Raw genomic sequence first — 25,703 nt, forward strand, 5'->3', positions numbered from 1 at the left:
GGCTGCTATCCCGAGTCGGACACTTTCGGAGAGGCCGCGGGGATCGGCGTGCAGGCCGTCGACCATCCTCTCATCGCCGCACTGCCCGATCAGGTTTCCGAGCAGCGCTGATCGCGGCCCGCGCAAGCCCCCAGACAACCGTCCGGTCCGGGTTTAAGGTGTCGGCATGGCAGTCAGAACGGGATCCGACAGCGAGCGCACCGCGGTCAACCGGTGCGTCGCCGCGTGCGACGCACTGGTGACGGTGAGCGAGGACTGCGCGGACGCCTGCCTGCGAACCGACGGCAACGGTGACGTCACCCGCTGCTTCCTCGCCGACCTGGACTGCATTGAGGTGTGCTCGTCGACGACCCGGGTGTTGTCGTGGCATGCCCGCTGGGACGGCCCGACGACCGTCGCCCTTCTGGAGACCTGCCGTGAGGCTGCCCGGGCATCGATGCTGGCCTGCGAGTCCATGGCCCGGCTTCATCCGGCCTGGCAGACCTGCACCATGGCCTGCCGCCGGGTCGACGATGCCTGCGAGCGGCTCCTGGCCATGCTGCGTTAGTCGGTGGCCAGCACGGACGACATGTCAGGATGCCTGTTCGTCATCTTTCGCGATGCGCTGCCCGACCACGGCCGAGACCCCATCGAGACGCATCGACACCCCGTAGAGGGCATCCGCGATCTCCATCGTGCGCTTCTGGTGCGTGATCACAATGAGTTGGCTGGTGGCGCGCAGGTCCTCGAAGATGGTCAACAGCCGCCCGAGGTTGGCGTCGTCGAGGGCGGCCTCCACCTCGTCCATGATGTAGAACGGGCTCGGTCGGGCCTTGAAGATGGCGATCAGCAGGGCCACCGCGGCGAGCGAGCGCTCCCCGCCTGACAGCAGCGAGAGCCGCTCGATCTTCTTGCCGGCGGGCTTGACCGATACCTCAATGCCGGTCGTGAGCAGGTTGTCGGGATCGGTGAGGCGGATGCTGCCGCTCCCGCCCGGGAACAGCACCGGGAACACCTCGGCGAACGCCGCCTGGGTGTCGTCGAAGGCACTGCCGAAGATGACGCCCATCTTCTCGTCGATCTCCTCGATGATGGTGAGCAGGTCGAGGCGCGTGTTCGTCAGGTCGGTGAGCTGCTCCGTGAGGAAGCGGTGCCGCTGCTCGAGTGCAGCGAACTCCTCGAGGGCGAGCGGGTTCACCCGGCCGAGCTGGGCGTACCGGCGTTCGGCGACTCCGAGGCGGCGCTGCTGGTCGTCCCGGTCGAAGCAGATGGGTTCGGCACTCGGTTCGGCGTTCGGGATGGGCTGGTCGGGCCCGTACTCGGCCACGAGCACGTCTTCGGTCAGGCCGAGGTCGCTGACGGCGCGTTCGAGCAGCCCGGACAGGTGCAGCTTCTTCTCGTAGATGGCCAGTTCCAAACCGTGCACGGTCTCGGTGACGGCCTGCAGCCGGGCGCGTAGGGTGTTGTCCTCCCGGCGCAGCGCCGCCAGTTCCTCGTTCTGGCTGCTGCGCTCGGCCTCGGCAGCGGCCAGACGCGTCCGGGCCTCGCTGACGGAGGCGTCGACCGAGGCGAGCACCAGTGGAAGCGCCTCGGCCACCCGGCTCGCGGCATCCACCTGGCGTCGACGGATGACCGCACGTCGTGCTGCCTCGTCTGCCGCCGCACGTTCGGCATGCTGCTGCTTCGCGAGCGCATCGGCGCGCGCCTGACCGGCGCGCACGCGTTCGCGGGCGGTCTCAGCCTGCAGTCGGGCTTCAACCTCGGTTTCCCGGGCGCTCTCAAGGGCAGCGTCAAGCACGTCGCGTAATCCGGTGTCCAGCACCGGGCGCGGCCGGGCCCGATGCTCATCACGCTCGGCGCGGGCCTTCTCGCTCGCCGCCTCCGCGACGGCGACGGCCTCCCCCTGTTGCAGGAGCGCGAAGGTGAGCCGGTTCAGCTCGGCGGTGGCGGCCTCGAGCTGTACGGTGGCGCGGTTGGTCTTTTCGGCCTGCACCGTTGTGCGCGATTCGAATTCGCGCACCCGGGCGGCGGCGGCCTGCGCCTGCGTCGTGCGGGTGGACAACAGCGTGCGAGCGTCGGCGAGGTCGGCGACGACCTGCTCGATCCGGGTGCGCACGGCAGAGAGGGAGTCGGCGGCCGCGTCGCGGCCGGCCACCAGTTCGAGCCGGCTGCGGCGCGCGCCGGAGCCACCGCGCAGCACGGAGTCCCCCAGCACGTCCCCGGCTCGGGTGATGACCGTGAGCGGTACGTCAGAGGACAGTGCACGGCCGTCCAACACAGCGCGGGCGGCGTCGATATCCTCGGCGATCACCGTGTGCCGGAGCAGGCCGAGCACTCCGGCGGGCGCGTCGATCACCACGTCGGCCCACAGCAGCCCCGGTTGCGCGGAGAGATCGTGGCGGGCGCTCGCGGCGGGCGGGCCGGCATCAGTCGCAGCCGCCCTCGAAGCACTGTCGTCGCTCGCGCCGACGCCGGTCGCGCCGGCCACGATCAACTCGACGCGGCCGAGGTCGTCGGCGCGCGCCCGCACGATGGCAGCGATTGCCGCCTGCCGGGTGTCGGCGAGCACCGCGTCTGCGAGTGAGCCGAGGGCGGCGGCGATGGCAGCTTCGAAGCCGGGCCGCACGCGCACGTGTTCGGCCACGAGACCACGGATGTCCGCGGGTGCCGCCGCGAGAAGGGCTGACGAGCCGTCCTTCTGGTCCAGGGCGAGGGACAGCGCCCCCGCGCGCGCAGCGAGGGCGTCGCGTTCACGTTCGTCGAGATGCAAGGCCTCGCGCAGGCGCTCGACATCAGTCTCGGACTGGGTGACAGCGGCCCTGGCGCGAGCGGCAGCCTCTGCCGGGTGACTCTCGCCGGCCTGGGCGGCGGTCGCGGCGAGGGCCGCCGCATCTGCGGCGAGTCCGGCCAGGTTCGCCTCGGCCGTCTCTACTCGGCCGCGGGCGGCGTCGAGGGCGTTCTGCTGACGCAGCACCTCGCCGCGCACGGACGCCAGGCGACCGGCCGCGGTTTCGGCCGCTCCGGAAAGTTGCGACAGTTGCAGGTCGTGCCGGGAGACCAGCACGGCCTGGGCGGCGATCTGCTCGTCGATGGCGTCGAGGTGACGTCGGGCCTCGGCGGTCTGCGTACGGGCTGCGGCCCAGGCGGAGTCGGCCACGTCGATGCGGCTCCGTAACGCGTCGATCTCGGACGCGGCATCCGTAAGCATGGCCGTGGTCACACTGGGGCCGACATCGGAAGTCTCGGCCTGCGAACCGAGCAGGGCCAGCCGTTGGTTCGCGAGCGTGTACAGGCCGCGCAAGCGTTCCTGCACGGATTCGAGGCCGAAACTCGTGCGCCGGGCCTGGTCGACGGCGTCGCCGACCTGCTCCTGCTCAAGCCGCTGCAGGCGGCGCTGCCGCGTCTCGAGCTGTTCGGTCAGCACGAGCCGTTCGGCGTGCCGCTCGCTCTCGGTGCGGCCGTGCGCGTCGAGCGCGGTGCGCACCGTGACCACGTCGTCGGCAAGCAGCCGGGCCCGCGCGTCGCGGGCCACTGCGGCGATGGTCTGCGCCTCCCGGGCGATGTCTGCCTGGCGCCCGAGCGGTTTGAGCTGCCGGCGGATCTCCCCGGCCAGATCACTCAACCGGGTGAGGTTGGCCTGCATGCCGTCGAGCTTGCGGAGGGTCTTCTCCTTGCGCCGGCGGTGCTTGAGGATGCCGGCGGCCTCCTCGATGAACCCGCGCCGCTCCTCGGGGCTGGCGCGCAGCACCGCGTCAAGCTGCCCCTGCCCCACGATCACGTGCATCTCCCGGCCGAGGCCGGAATCGCTCAGCAGCTCCTGCACGTCGAGCAACCGGCAGGTTCGCCCGTTGATCGCATATTCGCTCGCACCAGTGCGAAAGAGGGTGCGCGCGATGGTGACCTCGGTGTAGTCGATCGGTAGCGCGCCATCCGTGTTGTCGATGGTCAGTGTCACGGCCGCCCGGCCGAGCGGTCCTTTGGTGGACGTGCCCGCGAAGATGACGTCCTCCATCTTGCCGCCGCGGAGGGTCTTGGCGCCCTGCTCGCCCATAACCCAGGCGAGTGCGTCGACGACGTTGGACTTGCCCGAGCCGTTGGGGCCGACCACGCACGTGACGCCGGGTTCGAAGGCGAACGTGGTGGGGTGGGCGAACGATTTGAAGCCTTTGAGGGTGAGGCTCTTCAAGTACACCGGTTCGCCCCCTTTCGTCGCTCGTCGGGTTTCGTCGCTCGTCGGACCGCGGACGCCCGACGAGCCGCCCCCGCTAACGGTACCGGACACCGCCGGCACCGCCCGGTAGGCGCGGTCCCTGACGAATTCGACGGATCAGGCGATCGGAGGGCAGGGGCAGGGGCAGGGAACGGCACGTCAGCGGTGGGTCCGGTGGCAGTGCGGCTGCGCCGTCTGGCCCAGGCCGTCATGGAGGTCGTGGATCCACCTGAACTTCTCGACGTGCACGATCGTGCAGCCTGGTAGCCCGGTAGCCCGCTGTGTGCGTCTGACCGAGCTGGACCGGCGGCCCGCACAGTGCGCTTCCTCGAGTCAGGTCAGCGCTGACGAACGCGCGGGAACGCCGAATTACCGCAACCAAACAAGCTGATTAGACCCACATTCCGGCAGGTCGGAAGATGGGCAAACGTGCAGGCGAAATGGGAGACACGGCTACTTCGAGCCTGATTGGATGAAATCAACTCAATCTCAGGAGACAACGTGGTCTGCACAGAACTTGTTCATCTCGCACGGCCGGCGACACCGTGCGCCCGGGCCAGCTTCCCGATTTAAGAGCCACCTCCGAGCACGTCCACCTGGGCCGACGGCAACCGTGCGGCCTCCCCTCTGGCGAGCCGCGTCTAACAGTGGCCCCGGGCACCGGGCATTTCCGCGTGCCTCTCACACCGCTGTTCATCGACCGCCAGACCAATATGTAGGAGCAAGTCAGTGAAACAATCCTTTTTTCGGAAGAACGCCTTTTGGTTGGCGCTCTCCCTCATCCTCTGCTTCGTCTCCGCACTGGGGGCGTCCCTGGTGCAGACGGTGGGAGGAACGGTAGCCGTCAAGGACATGAGATGGGAGACCGCGTCCGGAATGAGTATGAGCGCCCTGCTCTACAAGCCCGACTCGGCCACGGCAACCAGCAAAGCGCCCGTGATCATCACGAGCCACGGTTGGTGGAACAACCGCGAGATGCAGGATGCGAACTCCGTCGAACTCTCTCGACGCGGCTTCGTCGTCATCTCGATTGACATGTACGGCCACGGCAACTCGGACTATCTCACCCGGGGCGAGGAGGCCAAGGGAGGCACCGGCATGTATGACGCAGTTCAGCTGGCCGCCGACCTTCCCTATGTCGACGCTGCCAGGATCGGCACGACCGGCCACTCGAACGGGGCCCGTGCCGCCAACTTCTCGGTGGCACTCGACAACGACGCCGACGAACCCTTGATCGCGGCCGTCCTCCTGGTCGACAATGACGGGGTCTATCGCGACCCGGAAGCCGACAACGAGTACTTCAACCTCTACGGCACCCGAGACGTCGGCATCGTCGCCGACCAGTACGACGAGTTTTTCTTTCGCAGCTACGACGCCGACGGTGTCGCGCTCACCGCGCCCCGCGACTTCATCACCACCTCCAACGCGCAGTCGTTCCTGCAGGCGGGCACCGACCCGGTTCCCACTGACCAGCGCAAGGCCGGCGAGGTCTACACAGACACAATCGACGGCAGGGCCGCCATGCGGGTGATCTACACGCCTGCCGAGACGCACCCCTGGGGGCCCTTCTCGCAGACCACCACGGGAACCGTGGTCTCCTTCTTCGACGACGCCCTCGGTGAGCCGACGGCCATCGCCGCTGGGTCCCAGGTCTGGCAGTTCAAGGCGCTCTTCAACGGTCTGGGTCTGGTCGGGTTCGCCATCTTCCTCGTCGCCTTCACGCGGGCGCTGCTCGAAACTCGCGCCTTCGCATCCCTTCGCTCCACCACCGCGACCATGACCATCGCCCCCGCCGGCAGAACGGGGCTCGCCTGGTTCTGGGGCGGCCTGGTGCTGTCGACGATCGTGTCCATCTGGAGTTACGTCGCGTTGAGCCAGAGTCCGGCCATGGCGACGATCGCCTTCAACCTCGCACCGTCGGTGTTCACCCAGGGAGCAGTGGCGTTCATCGCCATCTGGGCGGCGCTCAACGGATTCGCAGCCCTGGTCATCATGGCCGTCTCCTACGTGGTCTTCGGCCGCAAATCCGGGCTCGACTTGCGGCTGGCCGGCGTTCTCCCCGGGTGGAGGACGTTCTTCCACGGGCTGGGCCTTGCCCTCGCCGTGGCGGTGGCCGCATTCTCGATCATCTTCGTCGTGGACTACTTCTTTCAGACCGACTTCCGGCTCTGGGTGCTGGCCGTCAAGGCCTTCACCCCGGACAAGCTGGCCATCGCCCTGCTGTATCTGCCGTTCTTCGCCGTCTACTACGTGCTGAACTCGGTAGCCATCAACAGCTTCAATCGGTTCACAATGCTGAAAAAGGAATGGGTGAATACGGCGATCCTCGCCCTCTTCAACGCGCTCGGCCCGATCATCCTGGTTGTCGCCCAGTACACCACCTTCTTCGTCACCGGAGAGCTGATCCCTGGCTTCGGCGGTATCTTCAGCATTTGGCTGATCCCGGTGATCGTCTTCCTCGCAGTCACGGCCGTGATCAGCCGAAAGATCTACCGTGCCACCAACAACCCGTATATCGGCGGTTTCCTCAACGCTCTCGTGGTGACCGTGATCGCCGTGACCAACACGCTGACCTTCACCAGCTAGCGCGTTCCGGCCGGTCGCGGTCTGCCAGACCAGGCACCCACGACCGGCAGGGCCGGCGAGGTTCGGTGGAGAACACCACAGCTCTCGCGCCAGCGGCAGCGCGTCAGCGCAGCCGCTGGCAGCGGGGGCACAGGTGCGAACCACGATTCATGAACTGCTCCCGCACGAGCGGCGTGCCGCAGCGCGGACAGGGCGACCCCTGCCGGCCGTAGGCGTTCAGGCTGTGCGAGAAGTACCCGGACTGTCCGTTCACGTTCACGTACTGGGCATCGAAACTGGTGCCGCCCTCGGCCAGGGCGCGGTTCAGGATGCTGCGCACCGCTGCGAGCAGCGCCCGCCCCTTCGCCGGCGTCAGGGAGTGAGCCGGCTGCTCGTAGTGCACCCGGGCCGCGAAGAGGGCCTCGTCGGCGTAGATGTTGCCGATTCCGCTAATCAGGGTCTGGTCAAGCAGGGCTCGCTTGATCCCGGTCTTCTTATGGGCCAGGGCCGCCAGGAACAGCGGCGCCGAGAAGCCCGGATCCAGCGGGTCGCGGGCGATATGCGCCACCTGGGACGGGATCAGGCCGGGCCAAGCCGGGCTCGCACCAGCCAGGCCGGGCGCACCGCCCACGCCGGAGGCATCGCCCACGAGCCCGGAATACCCGGCAACAAGCCCGTCGCGCGTGGGCTGCATCGTATCCACGGCCATGCTGCCGAAGATGCGCTGGTCGACGAAGTCGACCCACAGTTCGCCGTGTTCCTGATGCTCGATCTGCAGACGGATGCGCAGTTGCCGGTCCGTGTCCGAGCCGGGGCTGCGCAGCAGCACCTGGCCGCTCATCCCGAGGTGCACCACCAACGCTCGCCCGGAATCCAGCGGCAGCCAGAGGAACTTGCCTCGACGCACTGCCGCAAGCACGGCCCGACCCTGCAGCAGGTCAGCGAACGGCGCGCTCGCAGGGTCATGCCGACGCAGTGATCGGCGTTCGAAGACCTCGACGCCGGCGATCACGGCTCCGGTCACCGCAGGCGCCAGACCGGCACGAACAACTTCAACTTCAGGCAGTTCCGGCATTCGAGCCTCTCAGCGACACGACCGACAGCAGCTCAGGACGTACTGAGGCGCGTCCAGGCATCGAGCGCGGCAGCCATCTCGGCGTGCTTCTTGCTCGTGCCCTCGCCGACGGCCGTGACCTTGCCGACGGTTACGGTGGCGATGAAAACCTTGGAGTGGTCGGGGCCGCTCTCGGCGATGGAATACACCGGAGCCCCGGAGCCCAGTCGCGCCGCGGCTTCCTGCAGGCTCGTCTTGGGGTCCATGGAGATACCGAAGTGCCCGGGATCGCGCACGAGCGGCTCGATCAGGCGCATCACCAGCGCGGTCGCCGTCTCTCCGCCGGAATCGAGGTAGACGGCGCCGATGAGGGCCTCGACGGTGTCGGCGAGGATCGACGACTTGTCGCGACCACCGGTGAGAATCTCGCCCCGGCCGAGTCGCACGTAGTCACCCAATTCGATGCCTCGCGCGATGCCCGCGAGGGCAACGCTCGACACCAGGCTGGCCCGGCGCTTGGCGAGGTCACCCTCGTCGAGCAGCGGGTACTCCCGGTAGAGCATGACCGTCACGGCCTGCCCCAGGATCGAGTCGCCCAAGAATTCCAGGCGCTCGTTCGTGGGTACGCCGCCGTGCTCGTACGCGTACGAGCGGTGGGTGAGCGCCAGTTCCAGCAGGGCCGGATCGATCTGCACCCCGAGGGTCGCCAGCAGGACTGACCTGTCGGGCGCGATACTCATGAGCGCCCGCCGAGAACACGCCTGCCGGCAACACTGATGCCGACAACACTGAAGCCGAAAACACTGATGCCGCGACTCCACGGAGCGGAATCCGCATTGGGGTTCCCCGGCATCCGTCGGCGCGGCATCAGACGATCAAGCACAGCCCGATCAAACTCAGACGAATTAAACGTCGGCGACCTTACGGCCCTTGTATTCCATGAACAGTGCCGTGCCGGCGGCGTCGGTGACGACCTTGGCGCGGTGCGGCAGGCTGTAGACAACTTTGCCGTTTTCCATGGTCTTGACCAGGGTGGGAGCCTCGGCCTTCCAGCAGGAACGACGTGAGCGGGTGTTGGAGCGTGATTGCTTGCGCTTCGGGACTGCCATGACTACTTCTCTTCTCTATCCGTTTCAGCCTGGATGTCTTCATCCGTGCCGCTGCTTTCGGAAGCTTGGAATTTCATGAGCGCGGCCCACCGGGGATCGCGCTTTTCTTCGGGTACGAATTCAGGGGCTTCGGCAAGCCGCTCGCCGGTCTCGGGGTCGAGACCTGGGCAATCCGGCCGGCAAACCGGCTGGAACGGCAGTGATAAAACCACCGCATCCCTGATCAGAGGTTCAAGATCCACGTGGTCATCTTGAACTTCACTTTCATAAGCTTCGTCTAGAGAGTACGCGAAAAGCTCGTGAAACTCGACTTGGACCGGCAACTCGACGTCGATCAGGCATCTCCCGCACTCCCCGGCGGCGATTCCCGACACCTGGGCCGACACGAGAATGCCCTCGTGCAGGGTCTCCAGACGCAGATTCGCGATCAGGGTCGAACCCGCCCTGACGGCGACCAGGCTTTCGCCGAGGTCTTCCGGGACGGCGATTTCGAGGTGCCGTTCGTGCATTGTTCCCGGACGATTGATCAGGTCGCGCACATCGACCTTGTACGGGGTCTTCTTAAACTTACTCACGGTGGGAGATTCTACGCGTTCGCGGCTGGGTGCTCCGTTCGTTGCTCGCCCTGTCGCCACAGCGACGCCGGCAACAGCACCGCCTGCACCCGCACACGCCATCGCGACCCCGAACGAATGCCGCGCAACACCACGTCGAGGTCGGCCGCCAGGAGCGCCGTGCGAGCCGAGTCCCCCGTGCCCACTGAACGGGCGTACCGGCTGCGCTCCGCCGCAACGAGGAGCCGGTCCAGGGCCTCGACCACGCTCTCCGGATCCGTGTCTCCGACCGCTCCCGGCCGGGTGCCGACGAGCCGACGCAGGCGGGCCGTCAGCTCGCGCGGCGTCTCGGTGTCCCGCACCTCGACACCGTGATCCACGGCCGTGTCGCTGACCTCCCGCCACGCCTCGCCCGCCCCGCCCGGCCCGAAGACTATGACCCGACGCCGCAACCGGCGACGGATCACCCGCACGGCGGCCGGCACCAGGAGCAGGGCGATCGCACCGACGAGGAGCAGGCCGAGACGCAGCAGGCCACCGGCATCCTCTTCAAGCGTTCCGGCGCCCTGGACCCCGCCTGCGGCGTTCTGCCTGCCGGCGTCTTCGGGCCGTGGCGCACCCGACGGAGCGACCTGGCCTGCTTCGCTGATCGGGGCCGCGGCGCTCGTCTCCCGCGCGTAGTCGGGCACGCTGCCGCGGCCGGGCGTCGGCTCGAACGGCACCCATCCCACGCCCTCGAAGTAGACCTCCGTCCAGGCGTGCAGGTCGTGGGTGTCGACGCTGTACCGGCCGATCCCGGCGATGGAGCTCGACGCCGACAGCGCCCCGGGCAGGTAGCCGATCGCGATCCGGGCGGGGATGCCGACCGAGCGGGCCATCACGGCCATCGCCGAGGAGAAGTGCACGCAGTACCCGCTCTTCACCTCGAGGAATGTGCTGACGACGTCGACGCCCCCACCGTCATAGTCAGCCTCGACGGGAGCCTCGGTGTCGTAGCTGAACTCCGTTCCGCGCAGATACTCCTGCAGGGCGAGCGCCGCGTCGTAGGCCGATTCGGTGCCTGCGGTGACCTCCCGCGCGGTGTCACCGATCAGGGCCGGGGTTTGAGGCGGCAGTTCGAGGCTGTTCCTGACGCCGGCCGGATAGTCGGCCTCTGCCTGCCGCAGCTGGTCGGCCGTCGGTGCAAGCATGAGCGCCGTCACGGTGTATTCCTGCCCGCGAGTCGTATCGCCTGGGCTGGCAATGGACCCGCTGACACCATTCCAGTACCAGAAGCCGAGCAGCCCGGTCACCGAGCGGGCCGGCGCCGGGGCCGGCAGCCACCGGGTCGCCAGATCGTCGATGCCGATGGTCGTGATGGTCTCGCTGGTCGCGATTTCCGGCGACAGACCGGGCGGCAGGGCGATGTCGTCGACGGTGTTCTCCCGGTCCCCCTCGGCCAGTCGGGCCGTCCAGTTGCGACCGGAGAATTCGTCGAGGGTCAGCATCCGCAGATAGGGCGGCCGCGTCGCCGTCGTGCGGTAGTGCAGCACGGGCTCGGCGTCCGGCCGCCGCAGATCCTGGCCGAGGTTGATCATCGGACTGACACCGTTGGCGAAGAGCAGGCTGCCGCCCAGGCGAGCACCGGCAAGGCCGCCGCCGGGCAGAGCAGGCATGACGACGCTGGCCACGATCGCGGCCACGATCGCAATGCTGCCCACGACGATCGTTCCCCCGGGGGCGACGGGCACCCACTGCCGCCCGGGCGGGAAGGCCGTGCTGCCGGCTTCGCGCATCCGGATCTCGACCCGCAGGAGCAACAGGTAGGCGACGGCGGTGAAAACGAGGGCGGGCAGGTTCGCCTCAGCGTCGAGGACCAGGCCTGGCACGAGCAGCGGCACCAGTATGGGCAGTCCGGCGAGCGCAGGCACCCGCAGCACGACCGCGAGCGTGTCGATCAGGATCGCGATCACGCCGGCGCCCACACCGAGCAGGAACAGGATGCCGGCGGTCGCCTCTGCGGGCGTGGACTGCTGCTCGATGGAGAGCGCGCCGGAGAGCACCAGATCGCGGAAGCGGTCGAGGGTCGCGCCGGTGGGAATCACCAGGACCCAACCGGTGCCCGCGCCGAAGAGCAGGGTCAGGGTGGCCACGAGCAGCGCGAACCCGGCGAGGGGGCCGAGGTACCCGGGCAGCCCGGCCCGACGCAGCCCGGCACTGCCGAGCAGCACCACGACGGCGGAGATGGCCATCAGCCACCACCAGTCGGTTCCCGACAGAAGCGGGGCGAGGGCGCCGCCGGCCACGGCCAGCATCAGCAGGAGCGCACCCGCGAGGGGCCACTGCGCCTGGGCGATGCGCGCGGCCCGGGCGGTCGGACCGGGCTGCACGACACCGGAACTGACGCCGGCGGGCGGGCCGAGTGTGGTGGTGGGCTCAGACGGCGTCATGAACGGGCCGCTTCTCACCGATGAACTCCGCCCACGCAAGCGGGATGTCCCTGGCCTGCCGCAACCCGATGCAGCGCCAGCCAGCCTCGCGGAGCAGGCGCACGGCATCCCTGTCGACCGTGTCCAGCATGAACGCCACCGCTGGGCGGCTCTGACTCACGAGGTTCGCGAGCCCGGCCACGTCTCGGGCGTCGACGGAAACCAGCACGGCGAAGGTGGGCAGCGGACCGCCGGGCGGCATCAACGGGCTCGGGGTCCCGGCCGACCCGGTGTCGCGCGGGGAAGGTGGGCCGGTCTGGGCGTTGCCACTGGCGTCACCGGTCCCAGGTGTTCCGCGGCGTCCAGAAATCCGAGGAATCCCGGGGCTCTCGATCGCGGCGCCCGCGGGGCCAGGGTCCTCCCGGGATGCCCGGGCATCCCGGGCATCCCGGGCAGATTGCTCCGGGTCCTCCCAGAGCCCGGCGGTGTCCACGGGCACCACGCGGGCCAGCCCCGCGAGTAGGAGCACGGCGCCGCCCGGGGACCGGAAGACCGCCGGCGCCTCCCCGCGCAAGCCGCCGCGGCCGAGCTCGCCGCCATCGCCCGACTGGCTCGGTTCGGACGGGCCGGCGCCCGACTGGCCCGGCCGCAACTGGCTCGGGCCCAGCTCGACCAGGTCAACCTGGTAGCCGGCCTCGAGCAGGTGCACGCCCACGGATGCCGTCAACTCGACGGCCACCTCGAAGGCCTGCTCGACGCGCGTACGGTCCAGGCGCTGGTCATCGGTGTCCCCGCCGGTGCCGGCGGGGACGCGACGGCCACGTAGCGCAGTGTCGAGCACGAGTCGGGCACCCGGATTGCTCTGCTCTTCTTCCTGGCGCACCATGATCTCGCCCAGCCGGGCCGTGGCCGGCCAGTTCACCCGGCGCAACGGGTCACCGGGCCGGTACTCGCGCGCAATCAGCGGATCGGCGTTGTGATGGAGCCGCCGGAGCCGCTCCGGGACCTCGCCGTCGTTCAGCGCCCTGGCAAGGGTGGGTCCGGTCAACGGGGTGGCCCGGGGCGTCACCACGAGGTCGTGGGGTTCCCCCACCGCCCACTCGCCGGCGGCAAGGCCGAACGGGTCCGAGCGCCCGATCAGAACCGGCCCCGACGCGTAGACCCCGCGCCGGGGCACCGTGCTCCGGTACTGGAACGACAGCGCGTCGGTCCCTGCCCCCTGCCCACCCTGAGAGCCGCCCATCCCGGGCAGCGCCGTGCTGTCCGGCACCGTCAGTCCCGCAGCCGCGGTGTCCCGCACGCGAAGACCCGTCACGGGCCGGGAGGAGAGGTTGCGGAGACTGAGCACCACGACGGCCTCGCCGCCCGCCGGCACCACCGGTGGGCGCAGCATCCGGGTCACCCGCAGGCGCACCGGACGCACGGAGACATACACGACGGCGGCCAGCGGCAGTGCGAGGAGCAGCCCGGCGATGAATAGGAGATCGCGGTGGTTGACGATCAGGGCGAGGAGCAGCAGACCGGCGCCCAGAATGAGGAACATCCCTCCCCGGACGGTGAGCCGAGGTAACCAGAACGCCCCACCGCGCCGCCAATTCGCTGGCATGGCGTCAGGTGCGCCTGGGGGCGCCGACAGGCACAGGAATGGAGGCGACGATCCGGCGCACGATGTCGTCGATCACGGGACCACTGTCCTGATGGTGACCGAGCACGCGGCTGCTGGGCACCAGCCGGTGCCCGAGCACGGCCACCGCCAGCGAGTCGACGTCGTCGGGCAGCACGTAGTCCCGGCCGTGCAGCGCCGCCCGTGCCTTGGCCGCGCGGATAAGCTGCAACGTGGCGCGGGGGCTGGCACCGAGGCGCAGGTCGCGATCGTCCCGGGTGGCGCGCACGAGGGCGACCGTGTACTCCTTGACCGCCGCGGAGGCGAAGACATTCCGTACGGCCGACATCATGCCGCGCAGCTCGGACCCGGTGACAACAGCGTCGATCCCGTCCAGCGGGCTGGAGGTGTCTCGGGCATCCAGCATCCTCATTTCGGACTCGGTGTCGGGGTATCCCATCGAGATGCGGGCCATGAACCGGTCCCTTTGCGCCTCCGGAAGGGCGTAGGTGCCCTCCATCTCGATCGGGTTCTGGGTGGCCACGACCGTGAACGGCAACGGCAACGGATAGGTGGTGCCGTCAACCGTGACCTGGCGTTCCTCCATGCACTCCAGCAGCGCGGACTGCGTCTTCGGGCTTGCCCGGTTGATCTCGTCGCCGATCACGATATTGGCGAAGATGGCTCCCGGCTTGAACTCGAAGCGGCGGTCGACCTGGTTGAACACCGACACGCCCGTCACATCGGAGGGCAACAGGTCGGGCGTGAATTGGATGCGACTGACCGTACAGTGCACGGACTTGGCCAGCGCCTTGGCCAGCATGGTCTTCCCCACGCCCGGAACGTCTTCGATCAGGAGATGACCCTGGGCCAGCAACACCGTGAGGGCGGTGCTCACGGCCGAGCGCTTGCCGTCGATGACGGCCTCCATGTTGCGGATGATCGCCCGCGCCGCCGCCTCAACGGCCGTGAGCTCCATCGGGGTCTCGTCATCAGAGCCGACGACAGGCCCGCCCGCGGCTCCGGCGAGCGCCGGGACTGTCACCGCACGAACGGGCGAGGCGCTCACACGGGTGCCTTCTGCAGGAACTCCGCAACGGCTCGCGGGACGTACGGGGTGATGTCGCCGCCGAGGGCGGCGACCTGACGCACCAGGGAGCTGGACACATGTGCGTTGGCCGGGTCGGGCAACAGGAAGACCGTCTCCACGGCGGCGAGGTTGCGGTTCACGATCGCCATCGGGGTCTCGTAGGCAACGTCGATCTGGGAGCGGATGCCCTTGATCAGCACGCTGGCCCCGACCTCGAGGCAATAGTCCACGAGCAGCCCCATGCTCCAGGAGGAAACCACGATGTTGTCCGGCAGCCCGGCATCCGCGATGGACCGTTGCAGCAGGGCGACCCTCTGCGTAATCGGCAGCAGCGCCGTCTTGCCGGGGTTGTGCACGACGAGCACATGCAGTTCGTCGAAGAGACCAGCCGCCCGTGCGATCACGTCGAGATGACCCCGGGTGACGGGGTCGAAGGAACCAGGTACGACGGCGATCCTGCGCATAGCGCTCACCCTAGCCCGAGAGCGTGAACGGTGCCTGTACATGGGCTGATCTCGGGCCCGTCAGGACTTGGTCAGCGAGGCCCGTTCCGCGTCGTCGAGGCGGCGGCGCACCGCTTCGCGCAGCGCCGGTACGCTCTCCAGGCGCGGGTCGTGATCGCTCAGTCGCTGCGCGTGGCCACGGGCCTCCCCGATCAGATCGCCGTCGGTAGCCACCCGCAGTAGGCGCAGCGAGGACCGGCCCCCGGACTGGTTGTTGCCGAGCACATCGCCTTCCCGGCGCAGCTCCAGGTCGACCTGGGCCAGTTCGAATCCGTCGAGGGTGGCCGCCACCGCCTCGACCCGCTCGCGCGCGATGGTCTCCGCTTCCGCGGTTGTGACCAGCAGACAGAGCCCCGGAACGCCGCCGCGGCCCACGCGACCGCGCAGCTGGTGCAGCTGGGAGACACCGAACCGGTCGGCATCCAGCACCACCATGGCGGAGGCGTTGGGCACGTCGACGCCGACCTCGATCACGGTCGTCGCGACGAGCACATCGATCTGCCCGGCGGCAAAGGCCCTCATGGTCTGGTCCTTCTCTTCGCTCGTCATTCGCCCGTGCAGCGGCTCGATACGAGCCGAGGCGAGGGCCGGGTTGCGACGCAGTTCGGCAAGCACCACTTCGACGGATGCCGGCGCGGCCGCCTCGGGATCGACCTCCGCCCCCTCTTCAAGCTGTTTCGGGGCGATGGCCGGGCAGACCACGAACCCCTGACGCCCCAGGGCGAGTTCTTCGGCCAGCCGGGTCCACACCCGGGTCACCCAGCTCGGCTTCTCGACGAGCGGCACGACGAACGTCTCGATGCCCTGCCTCCCCTCCGGCAGCTCGGCGATCGTGCTCACATCGAGGTCGCCGAACACCGTCATGGCCACCGTGCGCGGGATAGGGGTGGCGGTGAGCACCAGCACATGCGGCGGCACGGCCCCCTTGAGCCGCAGCGCCTCGCGCTGGTCCACGCCGAAACGGTGCTGTTCGTCGACGACGACCAGGCCGAGATCGAAGAACGTGACCTTGTCGCCGAGCAGAGCGTGTGTGCCGATTACGATCTTCGCCTGCCCGGACACCACCCGGAGCAGAGCCTTGCGGCGCTCCGCCACCGGCAGCTGCCCGGTGAGCAGGGTAGGCATCAACTCGGCCGACAGCTCCGGTCCAAGGGAGCGCACGATCGAGCGCAGGTGTTGGGCGGCCAGAACCTCGGTGGGAGCCAGGAACGCGGACTGGCCGCCCGAATCGGCGACGGCGAGCATGCCGCGCAGGGCCACCACGGTCTTGCCGGAGCCGACCTCCCCCTGCACGAGCCGGTTCATCGGCGCGGTCTGGGCCATGTCGGCGGCCACCTCCGCGGCCACACCCCGCTGGTCGGCGGTGAGCGTGAAGGGAAGGGCGGCGTCGAATCGCTCGAGTAGGCCGGCGGGCGCCGGCACGCGTGCAGTGGACTGCTGCTGGCGAGCGATGAGCCTCTGCTGCACCAGTGCGCTCTGCAGCACGAAGGCCTCCGTGAACCGCAGGGTGTCCCGGGAGCGGCGCCAATCCGAATCGGTTTCCGGGCGGTGGATCAGTTCCAGGGCGCGGCCCTGGGGCAGCAGTCCGCGCTCGCCGCGCAGCTCCGACGGGATCGGGTCGGGCACGTGGCCCACACTGTCGAGCAGGATCGCGATGGTCTGCGCGATCTGCCAGCTGGCCATGGTGTTGGTGGCCGGGTAGATGGCGACGGGCTGCTCGATCCAGAGTTTGGCGGCCGCGGCATCCGTCGGCATCTCGGGCTCATCGTCGGCGCCGGGGCCGAAGAGCTTGTAGGTCGGGTGCGTGAGCTGCAGGTGGCCGCGGTAGTCGGAGACCTTGCCCGCGAACATGCCACGCATGCCGGGTTGGAGCTGCCTTGCCCGCCAGGACTGGTTGAACCAGGTGAGGCTGAGGATGCCGCGGCCGTCAGAGATCTTGACCTCGACGATGGATCCCTTACGGGCCTTCATCGGGCGTTCCTCGACACTGCGAATCTCGGCGACGATCGTCACGTTCTCGTCAAGCGGCAAGAGGCTGATCGACGAGAGCTCGCCGCGGCGGGCGTAGCGGCGCGGGTAGTGACTGAGCAGGTCACCGACGGTATCCACGCCGAAGGCCTTGCCCAGGGCGACGGCGGTCTTGCCGCCCACCACATTGGCGAGTTTGCTGTCGAGGGTCACCGGGGCGAGTTTTTCGGCAGCCTCCGAATCGGTCATGCTTCGATCGTAGGCGGCACCTCGGACAGGCGGCGCCGGGCCGCCGTCGGTTCGCCTGCCGGTTCGCCATCAGAACCGCCGCGGAGCCGGGGCGCCGGGGGCGATAAACTCGAGGGGTTATGACGCGAATCGTTGCCGGGTTTGCCGGTTCCCTGCCCTTGGCGGTGCCCAAGTCCGGCACCCGCCCCACCAGCGACCGCGTGCGGGAGGCGATCTTCTCCGCGCTCGACGCGCGCGACATCATCCGAGGCTCCCGGGTGCTCGACCTGTACGCCGGCTCGGGCGGGCTGGGCCTGGAAGCCGCCAGCCGGGGAGCGCGAATCGTGACGCTCGTCGACAACAACTTCGGCGCAGCGCAGATGTGCCGCAAGAACACCGAAGCCGTGCTGCGCTCCGCGCCCAAGCGGGACGCTCCGAAGATCACGGTGAGCAGCCAGGCCGTGCAGTCGTTCCTCGCTGCCACCGGCGAGGGCTTCGACCTGGTCTTCATCGACCCGCCGTACGACCTCACCGAGACCGAACTAGGCCATAATCTCGTTGCCCTTGCGCCGCTGCTCGACCCGGACGCACTCATCATCGTCGAGCGCAGTTCGCGTTCCCCCGAGCCGCTCTGGGGCCCAGGACTGGGATCAGACCGTCGCAAGGACTACGGCGACACGACCGTCTGGTACGCCTCCCCCGTGCTGTCCGCCGTCTGAGTCGCGGCTGCTCGCGGCGCACCCTGTGGAAGCGGGCGCACGCTCTAGCATGCGCCCGCTTCCACAGGGCGCGCCACGACTGGTGGCGACGCCCTCTGGTGGCGTCGCCCGACCCTCAGGCGACGGCGCCGTCCCAGCCGCGGTAGGGGTCCCAGCCGGCCTGGTCGTGGGGGCGACCGTCCACCAGGACCCGGCCGGCGGCATCCGTCACCACGCCGAGGGCGCGGAAGCCGGCCGGGAGCGCGGCCCCGGGCGGGAACGTGGCGAGCAGACCGTGGTCCTCGCCGCCGCCGAGGGCGCGCTCGACGTTTTCGCCGAGCGCCGACCGGGCGAAGTCGATGCCCACGCCACTGGCCCGGGCGAGGCGTCCGGCGTCGATGGCGAGGCCGTCGGACACGTCGAGCATGGCGGTCGCACCCGCGGCGGCAGCGGCCGGGCCGCGGTCGATGGGGGGCACGGGGGCGAGCTGCGCGGCGACCGCCTCGGGATGCTGCGCCCTCAGCGCCCGAGCGAGCGCGGCATCCGGCGTGCCGTTTGCGTCCACAGCGAGCCGAAAGAGCAGGTCCAATCCCTCAGCGGCCTCTCCGAGGCGCCCGGCCAGAGCCACAACGTCGCCTGACCGCGCCCCGGAACGCAGCACAGGCTCGCGCCCCTCGAGGTCACCGAAGGCCGTCACGGCGAGGGTGAGAGCGTCTGAGGCGGACAGGTCGCCGCCGACGACCCCACAGCCGGGTGCCAAAGCCTCACAGCAGTCGCGCAGACCGTCGGCGATGCCCTCGATCACTGAGATCGGCGTTGACGGCGGGGCGGCGATCGCCACCACCAGGGCGGTGGGCCGGGCCCCCATGGCGGCGACGTCGGACAGGTTCGTCGCGGCAGCCTTCCAGCCGAGGTCGTGCGGGCTGGACCAGGCGAGCCGGAAGTCGGGGCCCTGGATCATCATGTCCGTGGTGACCACGTAGCGCCCGTCCGGGGCCCGCATCACGGCAGCGTCGTCGCCGGGGCCGAGGAGCTGGGCGGAAGCGTCCGGCAGCCGCGGGAAGATTCGGGCGAGAACCTCCCCCTCACTGAGGTCGGCCAGCGTTTCACTCGTGGGGAGCATTGCGCCCGCAGAATTCGTCATGCATCAAACGGTAGCCTGATTGCAATGACCCCCAACATCCGCTCCCTCCGCACCGGCATCGCGCTCACGCTCGTCGCCGGCTCCGTGCTCCTCACCGGCTGCACGGCGATCGTGCCGCTGGAACCGGCCGCGGATGCCGTCAATCCCACCTGCGCGAGCCTCATCGTTCGTCTGCCGACCACTGTGGCCTCGCTGCCGGAGCGCGAGACGAACGCGCAGGCGACCGGCGCCTGGGGCACGCCGAGCGCGGTCCTGCTGCACTGCGGTGTGACCGTGCCCGAGCCCACGACGCTCCCCTGCCTCACGATCAACGGCATCGACTGGATCGAGGACGATTCGGATGCCCCGCTCTACCGGTACACCACCTACGGCCGCGACCCGGCGACCGAGCTGGTCATCGACTCGGACAAGGTCAGTGGATCGACGGTGCTCGTGGACCTGGCGCAGGCCGTGGGGAACATCCCCGCGACGGGAAAGTGCCTCGGCGCCGCGGATCTGCTGCTGCCGACGGACGGTGAGACGCTGGCGCCCGCGCCGTAGTCCACGCCCCCCGCACCCGCGGCGAGAGGACGATTCTGGGGGTGGCGGCATCCGGTACGCCCTCACAGACGTCGTTTCGGCAAGGATACGAGCCTGTTCGGCCGACCGCAGGCACGGGTTTGTCAAGTGTTACGTCTCGCCGCGTCATGCCAGGACGTCTGGGAGCAGCGCAGCCGGACGACACGTAACGTCGCCGGGGAGTCGCCGTCAGCTGGCGTGCGGCCGCAGATGGACGGGGACACGACATGCTTCTCACCGGACTCGGCCTGGGCATCGCCCTGGGCTTCGCCATGCAGCGGGGCAGGTTCTGCGTCACCGGCGCGTTCCGAGACCTCTGGATCACGGGCAGCACTCGCTGGCTGACGGCCTTCCTGATCGTCATCGCCGTGCAGAGCGTGGGCGTCTTCGCCCTTGACACGGCCGGTGTCATCACCCTCGACCCCCAGCCGTTCGCCTGGGTGGCCACGATCATCGGCGCGTTCATCTTCGGGTTCGCCATCGTGCTGGCCGGCGGATGCGCAACGGGAACCTACTATCGGGCCGGCGAGGGTCTGGTGGGCAGTTGGTTCGCCCTGATCTTCTACGCCCTCTTCTCCGCCATCTCGAAAACGGGCGCCCTGTCCACGCCGGTCGCGGCGCTGCGCGGAATCACCCTGGAGGCTTCCACGATCCACGGTGTCCTCGGCGTCTCACCGTGGGCGCTGGTCGCGGTACTGGTCACCGGCGTCGGCCTTCTCGCCCGGCATCACCTGCGGCTGAGGTCTCCCCTGCCGCTCGTGTCCCTGCCGGCGCGCACCAGCGGCATCCGGCATCTCCTGTTCGAGAAGAAATGGGGTGCTTTCACCACCGCCCTGATCATCGCACCGCTCGCCATCCTCGCCTGGCCGCTCAGCTGGGCAACCGGGCGCGAATCCGGGCTCGGCATCACCGGGCCGTCCTCGAACATCGTCAACTATCTCGTGCGCGGCGATCCGCAGCTCATCGACTGGGGTGTGTACCTGGTGATCGGCATCCTGCTCGGCTCGTTCATCGCTGCCAAGGCCAGCGGGGAGTTCCGGGTGCGGCTGCCCGACGTCACCACCACCATCCGGAGCATCGTCGGCGGGGTACTGATGGGCGTCGGGGCGAGCCTGGCCGGCGGCTGCACGATCGGCAACGGCATGGTCGACACCGCCACCTTCGGCCTCCAGGGCTGGGTGTCGCTGGTCTTCATGATCATCGGCACCGGCGCAGCCACGCGCCTCTTCATCACCGGATCCGCGCGGGTCGGAGTCTCCCCCGTCCGCGTCCCGGCCGACCGTTAGCCACCCAGTAGAACCAACAGAAAGAAGCCCGATATGGCACAGTACACACTCGAAACCGACGGTCAGGTCTGCCCGTTCCCACTCGTCGAGGCCGGCGACGCGATCGCGAAGCTCAACTTCGGCGACCAGCTCACCATCAACTTCGACTGCACCCAGGCAACGGATGCCCTGCCGCGCTGGGCGGCGGAGAACGGCTACCCGGTCACCCATTTCGACCGTGTCGGCGACGCCCAGTGGACCATCACGGTGCAGAAGGCCTAGCCCGCGCGGTCGGCGCTGCGGCACGGCCGGCGCTGCGGCACGGCCGGCGCTGCGGCACGGCCGGCTAGACCGACCGGTCGAACCAATTCGACGGTGATTTTGGGTCAAAGACTCGTTTTTGAGCCCAAACGCCCTGTCTTGAGCAAGATCTCCGTCGAATTCGTTCGGGCTAGATCGCTAGGCGCAGGGCTACCGGCGCGGAATGGCGGGCCAGGGCCACCTCGATCAGCTCGTCGATCAGCTGGGGATACGTGAAGCCGCTGGCCAGCCAGCACGACGGGAACATCGAGATCGGGGTGAACCCGGGCATGGTGTTGATCTCGTTGATCACCCAGCCGTCGGCGGTGAGAAAGAAGTCGACCCGCGCCAAGCCGGCGCCGTCGATGGCGTCGAAGGCGCGAATGGCGAGGGCCTGCATCTCGGCCAGTTCCACCGGCGTGAGGGCGGCCGGGCAGACCAGCTCGATGCCGTCCGCGCCGAGGTACTTGGCGTCGAAGTCGTAGAAGTCGCGGCCGGTGACCCTCACCTCGCCGGCGACGGATGCCCGCGTCGCCTCCCCAGGACGTCCCTGCAGCACCGCAATCTCGAGTTCGCGCCCCGACAGGCCGGCCTCGATGAGAACCTTGCTGTCCTCAAGCAGGGCAACGCGCATCGCCTCGGCGAGCTGGTCCAGGTTCGACACTCGGCTGACACCGACGCTCGACCCCGCCCGGGCGGGCTTCACGAACACGGGCATCCCGAGTTCCTCGGCCGCCGCGAACGCCAGGCCGGGAGCCTCGTCCCAGTCGGTGGCGGTGACGGTGCGCCAGGGGGCGACCGGCAGGGCCGCCTGCTGGAAGACGGTCTTGGTGAAGTGCTTATCCATGCCCAGCGCCGACGCGAGCACGCCTGAGCCCACGTAGGGCAGTCCCACGAGTTCGAGCAACCCCTGCACCGTGCCGTCCTCACCGAACGGGCCGTGCAGGATCGGGAGGACCAGGTCGACGTTGCCGAGGGAGCGATGGCCGGTGACGTCGGTGACCGTCAGCTGGCGGCTGAGGCTGCTTTCCGGCCACCGGATGCGGCTGCCGTTGTCGAAGACCTCGGGCAGCTGCTCGGCGTCCAGTCTGAACCGGGCCGGGTCATCCGCTTCGAGCACGAAGGCTCCCTCGCGGGTGATGCCGATCGGAATGACGTTGTAGCGCTCGCGGTCAATTGCCGCCAGGACGCCGCCCGCTGTGGCGCAACTGATCGAATGTTCGCTTGACCGACCCCCAAAGAGCAGCGCTACCGTGAGCTTGTTCGTCATCAATCGTCCTTTCGCCCTGCGGCTCGGCTGAGTCCGTTGTCAGGTGCGGGGCGAGGTCCCGCGGTTTCAGAGTACCGGCAAGCACCTGGCGGACCTGCTCGACGATAGGCATGTCCACCCCCTTGGCACGGGCCAGTTCGAGAATGGGGCCGACGGATGCGAGACCCTCCGTGGTCTGCTGCATCTGCTTCACGACGTCAGCGATGCCGTAGCCCTGGCCGAGCAGACGGCCTGCCGTGTTGTTGCGGCTGAGCGGCGACTGGCAGGTTGCGATGAGGTCGCCCAGGCCGGCCAAACCGGCCAGCGTTTCCGGATGCGCACCGTAGGCCACCGCGAAATCGGTCATTTCCACCAGACCACGGGTGATGATCGACGCCTTCGTGTTCTCGCCGTAGCCGACGCCGTCGACGATGCCGATGGCGACAGCGATCAGGTTCTTCAGCACGCCGCCGAATTCGGTGCCGATGACATCCGTGTTGACGTAGGAGCGGAAGTAGCGGTTGCGGGCCAGCATGGCCACCGCCTGCGCGGTCTCCAGGCTGTTCGAGGAGACCACGGCGGCCGTTGGCTGTTCCTTGGCGATCTCAAGGGCCAGGTTGGGGCCGGAGATTGCGGCGATGAGGTCCGGGTCGATCGGGAGCAACTCGGCGATGATCTGACTCATCCGCAGACCGGACCCACGCTCGACGCCCTTCATCAGCGACACCACGATGGCGCCGGGCGCCAAAAACGGCTCGGCCAGGATCAGATTCTCGCGCAACGACTGGCTCGGCACCGACACAAACACCTGCTCGGCGCCGGCCAGTGCCAGGTCGAGCCTGGACGTGGCGCGGAGGCCGACCGGCAAGTTGATGCCGGGAAGGTAGTCGCTGTTGCGCCTGGCCTCGGTGATTTCCCGGGCGAGCTCGGGACGCCGTGCCCAGAGCACGACGTCGGCCCCCCCGTCGGACAGGATCTTGGCAAACGTTGTGCCCCAGCTCCCGGCGCCGAGGACGGCGACCCGCTTGCCCGGCTGGACCTTAGGCTTCAAAACGGCCGGTCTCTTTCTGATCGTGCTCGGCGGGGTTCCAGCGCTTGTCCGGCGCGGTCTCACCCCGAAGTTCTTCGAGCAGTTGGGTGATGGCGGCCATGACAAGCGTGGTGGCCTCGTTGAGAGTCCCCGGGTCGAGGTTGCGTCCCCGGAACTGGGCGAGGTCGAGCGGCTCGCCGATCTTGACGAGGACGGTCTTGCGTGGGAACAGGCTCAGCCTCTTCGAATACCGAGGCATGATCTCCTGCGCTCCCCAGTGGGCGACCGGCACGATCGGAATGCCCCGCTCGAGTGCGATCCGCACGGCGCCGGTCTTGCCGCGCATCGGCCACAGGCCCGGGTCGCGAGTCAGCGACCCTTCCGGGTAGACGACGACCATCTGGCCACGTTCGACCAGCCGCTGGGCCGCCTTCACTGGCTCACTGCCGCGCACGCTTCCGCCACGCTGCACCGGGATCTGTCCCGACTTCTGCAGCATCCACCCGATCACCGGGATGGTGAAGACGGATGCCTTGGCCATGAATCGGGGCGCGCGCCCCAGCTTCCAGCTGACCACCCCCATCAGAACGGGGTCGATTTCGCTGAAATGGTTGGGCGCCATCACGAACGCTCCAGCGCGGGGGAACTTATCGGCGTCGGTGATCTTGAACCGCACGGCGAGATTGATCACCGGAAGGATCATCAGTGCCAGAGCCCAGAAAATCGACGGCGTTCTCGTCTCCGAACGCCGTCGGCCCTGGGTCACGGCTGAACCGGACACGTCGGTCTGGGGCGCTGGATCGGACACGGGCGCTGGATCTGATGCTGGCACGGCCCCATTATCCTTCGAGATCGAAGTCAGCCCCCAACAGTTGCAGCTTGGTGATGAAGTTCTCGTAGCCACGGCTGATGATTCCAACATTGCTGACGGTCGACGTGCCCGAGGCGGTCAGGGCCGCGATCAGGTGGCTGAAACCGCCGCGCAGGTCGGGAACCTCGATGTCGGCCCCGTGCAACTTCGTCGGCCCGGTGATGACGGCCGAGTGGTTGAAGTTCCGCTGGCCGAACCGGCAGGGATGCCCGCCGAGGCATTCCCGGTGGATCTGGATGGTCGCGCCCATCTCCACGAGGGCATCGACGAAGCCGAAGCGCTGCTCATAGACAGTCTCGTGCACGATCGAGACGCCGTGGGCGTGGGTGAGGGCGATCACGAGTGGCTGCTGCCAGTCCGTCATGAAGCCGGGGTGGACATCCGTTTCGATGATGACGGGCTTGAGGTCGCCGCCCGGGTGGTAGAAACGGATGCCGTCGTCTTCGATGTCGAAAGCCCCGCCGACCTTGCGGAACACGTTCAGGAACGTGAGCATCTCGGGCTGGCGCGCGCCGCCGACGAAGATGTCGCCGTCGGTGGCCAGGGCCGCGGCGGCCCAGCTGGCGGCCTCGTTCCGGTCGAACAGGGCGCGGTGGTTGTAACCTTCGAGGCGCTCGACGCCCTCGATCCGAATCACGCGGTCGGTGTCGACCGTGATGATGGCACCCATCTTCTGCAGAATGTTGATGAGGTCCATGATCTCGGGCTCGATCGCGGCGCCTTTGAGCTCGGTGATGCCCTCCGCGCGCACGGCGGTGAGAAGCACCTGTTCGGTGGCGCCGACGCTCGGATAGGGCAGTGACACTTTGGTGCCCTTGAGGCCGTTCGGGGCGGACATCCGGATGCCGCTCGGCTGCTTCTCGACGACGGCGCCGAACTTGCGCAGCACGTCCAGGTGATAGTCGATCGGGCGGTCGCCGATGCGGCAGCCACCGAGGTCGGGGATGAACGCCTCGCCGAGGCGGTGCAGCAGCGGGCCGCAGAACAGGATCGGGATGCGCGAGGATCCGGCGTGCGCGTCGATCGCGGCGAAGTGCGCGCTCTCCACGTCGACCGGGTCGAGCAGCAATTCGCCCGGCTCGGCTCCGTCGGTGACCTTGACGCCGTGTACCTCGAGCAGCTGGCGCACGATACGCACGTCGCTGATGTTCGGCACGTTCTTGAGCGTGCTGGGGCTTTCGCCCAGAAGCGCCGCGACCATGGCCTTGGTGACCAGGTTCTTGGCGCCCTTGAGCTCGATCCGACCGACGAGCGGGATGCCGCCGCGGATGGTGATCCGGTCGCTCTGCAGCCCCACGGCCGCCCCCCAACTCTGTG

At 68.7% G+C, this 25,703-nt stretch carries 21 protein-coding genes; 6 read left to right on the forward strand and 15 right to left on the reverse strand.

The window, feature by feature from the left end; all coding sequences use genetic code 11:
• The first annotated feature begins 166 nt into the window (after nt 1-166).
• A complete protein-coding gene (locus E3O65_RS04060; RefSeq protein ID WP_134362455.1) occupies nt 167-547 on the forward strand; it encodes a four-helix bundle copper-binding protein in 381 nt (126 codons plus the stop codon).
• Nucleotides 548-571: 24 nt separating this feature from the next.
• Here the strand turns inward: E3O65_RS04060 and smc are convergent, their stop codons facing one another.
• The gene (gene smc, locus E3O65_RS04065) at nt 572-4,171 is read right to left on the reverse strand and encodes a chromosome segregation protein SMC (RefSeq protein ID WP_134362456.1); all 3,600 of its coding nucleotides are present in this window, start codon (nt 4,169-4,171) and stop codon (nt 572-574) included.
• Nucleotides 4,172-4,918: 747 nt separating this feature from the next.
• Between smc and E3O65_RS04070 the strand changes: the two genes are divergently transcribed.
• Complete coding sequence (locus tag E3O65_RS04070) at nt 4,919-6,775, forward strand: alpha/beta hydrolase family protein (RefSeq protein ID WP_241985681.1); 1,857 nt, start codon at nt 4,919-4,921, stop codon at nt 6,773-6,775.
• 103 nt (nt 6,776-6,878) lie between these two features.
• Here E3O65_RS04070 and E3O65_RS04075 read toward each other — a convergent pair whose 3' ends face one another.
• From E3O65_RS04075 to E3O65_RS04115, 9 genes are all read right to left on the reverse strand, one after another.
• Nucleotides 6,879-7,829, reverse strand: coding sequence for an Fpg/Nei family DNA glycosylase (locus tag E3O65_RS04075; RefSeq protein WP_134362457.1), 951 nt, complete (start codon nt 7,827-7,829; stop codon nt 6,879-6,881).
• Nucleotides 7,830-7,861: 32 nt separating this feature from the next.
• Nucleotides 7,862-8,548: a ribonuclease III gene (gene rnc, locus E3O65_RS04080; protein ID WP_134362458.1), complete on the reverse strand. Its 687-nt coding sequence runs from the start codon at nt 8,546-8,548 to the stop codon at nt 7,862-7,864.
• 165 nt (nt 8,549-8,713) lie between these two features.
• Entirely contained in the window at nt 8,714-8,917 is a 204-nt protein-coding gene (rpmF, locus tag E3O65_RS04085; protein WP_066596228.1) for a 50S ribosomal protein L32, read from the reverse strand.
• A 2-nt stretch (nt 8,918-8,919) separates the two neighbouring features.
• On the reverse strand, nt 8,920-9,492 hold the full coding sequence (locus E3O65_RS04090; RefSeq protein WP_134362459.1) for a YceD family protein: 573 nt from the start codon (nt 9,490-9,492) through the stop codon (nt 8,920-8,922).
• 11 nt (nt 9,493-9,503) lie between these two features.
• Nucleotides 9,504-11,900 carry a transglutaminase TgpA family protein gene (locus tag E3O65_RS04095; protein WP_166785645.1) on the reverse strand — a complete coding sequence of 799 codons (2,397 nt, stop codon included), beginning with the start codon at nt 11,898-11,900 and terminating at the stop codon, nt 9,504-9,506.
• Nucleotides 11,887-13,422 (reverse strand): DUF58 domain-containing protein, encoded by a 1,536-nt coding sequence (locus tag E3O65_RS04100; RefSeq protein ID WP_166785646.1) that lies wholly within the window; start codon nt 13,420-13,422, stop codon nt 11,887-11,889. The genes E3O65_RS04095 and E3O65_RS04100 overlap by 14 nt, the downstream gene beginning before the upstream one ends.
• 67 nt (nt 13,423-13,489) lie before the next feature.
• Nucleotides 13,490-14,461 carry an AAA family ATPase gene (locus E3O65_RS04105; RefSeq protein WP_134362599.1) on the reverse strand — a complete coding sequence of 324 codons (972 nt, stop codon included), beginning with the start codon at nt 14,459-14,461 and terminating at the stop codon, nt 13,490-13,492.
• A gap of 86 nt (nt 14,462-14,547) precedes the next feature.
• Nucleotides 14,548-15,036 (reverse strand): pantetheine-phosphate adenylyltransferase, encoded by a 489-nt coding sequence (coaD, locus tag E3O65_RS04110; RefSeq protein ID WP_134362462.1) that lies wholly within the window; start codon nt 15,034-15,036, stop codon nt 14,548-14,550.
• 60 nt (nt 15,037-15,096) lie between these two features.
• Nucleotides 15,097-17,292, reverse strand: coding sequence for an ATP-dependent DNA helicase RecG (locus E3O65_RS04115; protein WP_134362463.1), 2,196 nt, complete (start codon nt 17,290-17,292; stop codon nt 15,097-15,099).
• Between the two features lie 119 nt (nt 17,293-17,411).
• On the opposite strand from E3O65_RS04115, the gene rsmD reads away from it, so the two are divergent.
• The gene (gene rsmD, locus E3O65_RS04120; RefSeq protein ID WP_134362464.1) at nt 17,412-17,990 is read left to right on the forward strand and encodes a 16S rRNA (guanine(966)-N(2))-methyltransferase RsmD; all 579 of its coding nucleotides are present in this window, start codon (nt 17,412-17,414) and stop codon (nt 17,988-17,990) included.
• Nucleotides 17,991-18,105: 115 nt separating this feature from the next.
• Here the strand turns inward: rsmD and thiL are convergent, their stop codons facing one another.
• The gene (gene thiL, locus E3O65_RS04125) at nt 18,106-19,113 is read right to left on the reverse strand and encodes a thiamine-phosphate kinase (RefSeq protein WP_241985680.1); all 1,008 of its coding nucleotides are present in this window, start codon (nt 19,111-19,113) and stop codon (nt 18,106-18,108) included.
• Nucleotides 19,114-19,137: 24 nt separating this feature from the next.
• Here thiL and E3O65_RS04130 point away from each other — a divergent pair, with 24 nt between their 5' ends.
• The 3 genes from E3O65_RS04130 (at nt 19,138) to E3O65_RS04140 (ending at nt 21,218) form a co-directional block, all read left to right on the forward strand.
• Nucleotides 19,138-19,653: a DUF3515 family protein gene (locus E3O65_RS04130; protein WP_134362465.1), complete on the forward strand. Its 516-nt coding sequence runs from the start codon at nt 19,138-19,140 to the stop codon at nt 19,651-19,653.
• 245 nt (nt 19,654-19,898) lie between these two features.
• Entirely contained in the window at nt 19,899-20,957 is a 1,059-nt protein-coding gene (locus E3O65_RS04135) for a YeeE/YedE family protein (RefSeq protein ID WP_134362466.1), read from the forward strand.
• Nucleotides 20,958-20,990: 33 nt separating this feature from the next.
• A complete protein-coding gene (locus tag E3O65_RS04140; protein ID WP_134362467.1) occupies nt 20,991-21,218 on the forward strand; it encodes a sulfurtransferase TusA family protein in 228 nt (75 codons plus the stop codon).
• Between the two features lie 169 nt (nt 21,219-21,387).
• Here the strand turns inward: E3O65_RS04140 and E3O65_RS04145 are convergent, their stop codons facing one another.
• The 4 genes from E3O65_RS04145 to murA are packed head-to-tail and all read right to left on the reverse strand — an operon-like array spanning nt 21,388 to nt 25,683.
• Nucleotides 21,388-22,506, reverse strand: a complete 1,119-nt coding sequence (locus E3O65_RS04145) for a D-alanine--D-alanine ligase family protein (protein ID WP_134362468.1) — start codon at nt 22,504-22,506, stop codon at nt 21,388-21,390.
• Nucleotides 22,409-23,536, reverse strand: coding sequence for an NAD(P)H-dependent glycerol-3-phosphate dehydrogenase (locus tag E3O65_RS04150; protein WP_134362469.1), 1,128 nt, complete (start codon nt 23,534-23,536; stop codon nt 22,409-22,411). Before E3O65_RS04150 ends, E3O65_RS04145 begins: the two co-directional genes overlap by 98 nt.
• Nucleotides 23,526-24,347, reverse strand: a complete 822-nt coding sequence (locus E3O65_RS04155) for a lysophospholipid acyltransferase family protein (RefSeq protein WP_241985679.1) — start codon at nt 24,345-24,347, stop codon at nt 23,526-23,528. The genes E3O65_RS04150 and E3O65_RS04155 overlap by 11 nt, the downstream gene beginning before the upstream one ends.
• A 7-nt stretch (nt 24,348-24,354) precedes the next feature.
• Nucleotides 24,355-25,683: a UDP-N-acetylglucosamine 1-carboxyvinyltransferase gene (gene murA, locus E3O65_RS04160; RefSeq protein ID WP_134362602.1), complete on the reverse strand. Its 1,329-nt coding sequence runs from the start codon at nt 25,681-25,683 to the stop codon at nt 24,355-24,357.
• Between the last annotated feature and the right edge of the window lie 20 nt (nt 25,684-25,703).

This window comes from Cryobacterium breve (genome assembly GCF_004402375.1).
GTDB classification, from domain to species: Bacteria; Actinomycetota; Actinomycetes; order Actinomycetales; family Microbacteriaceae; genus Cryobacterium; species Cryobacterium breve.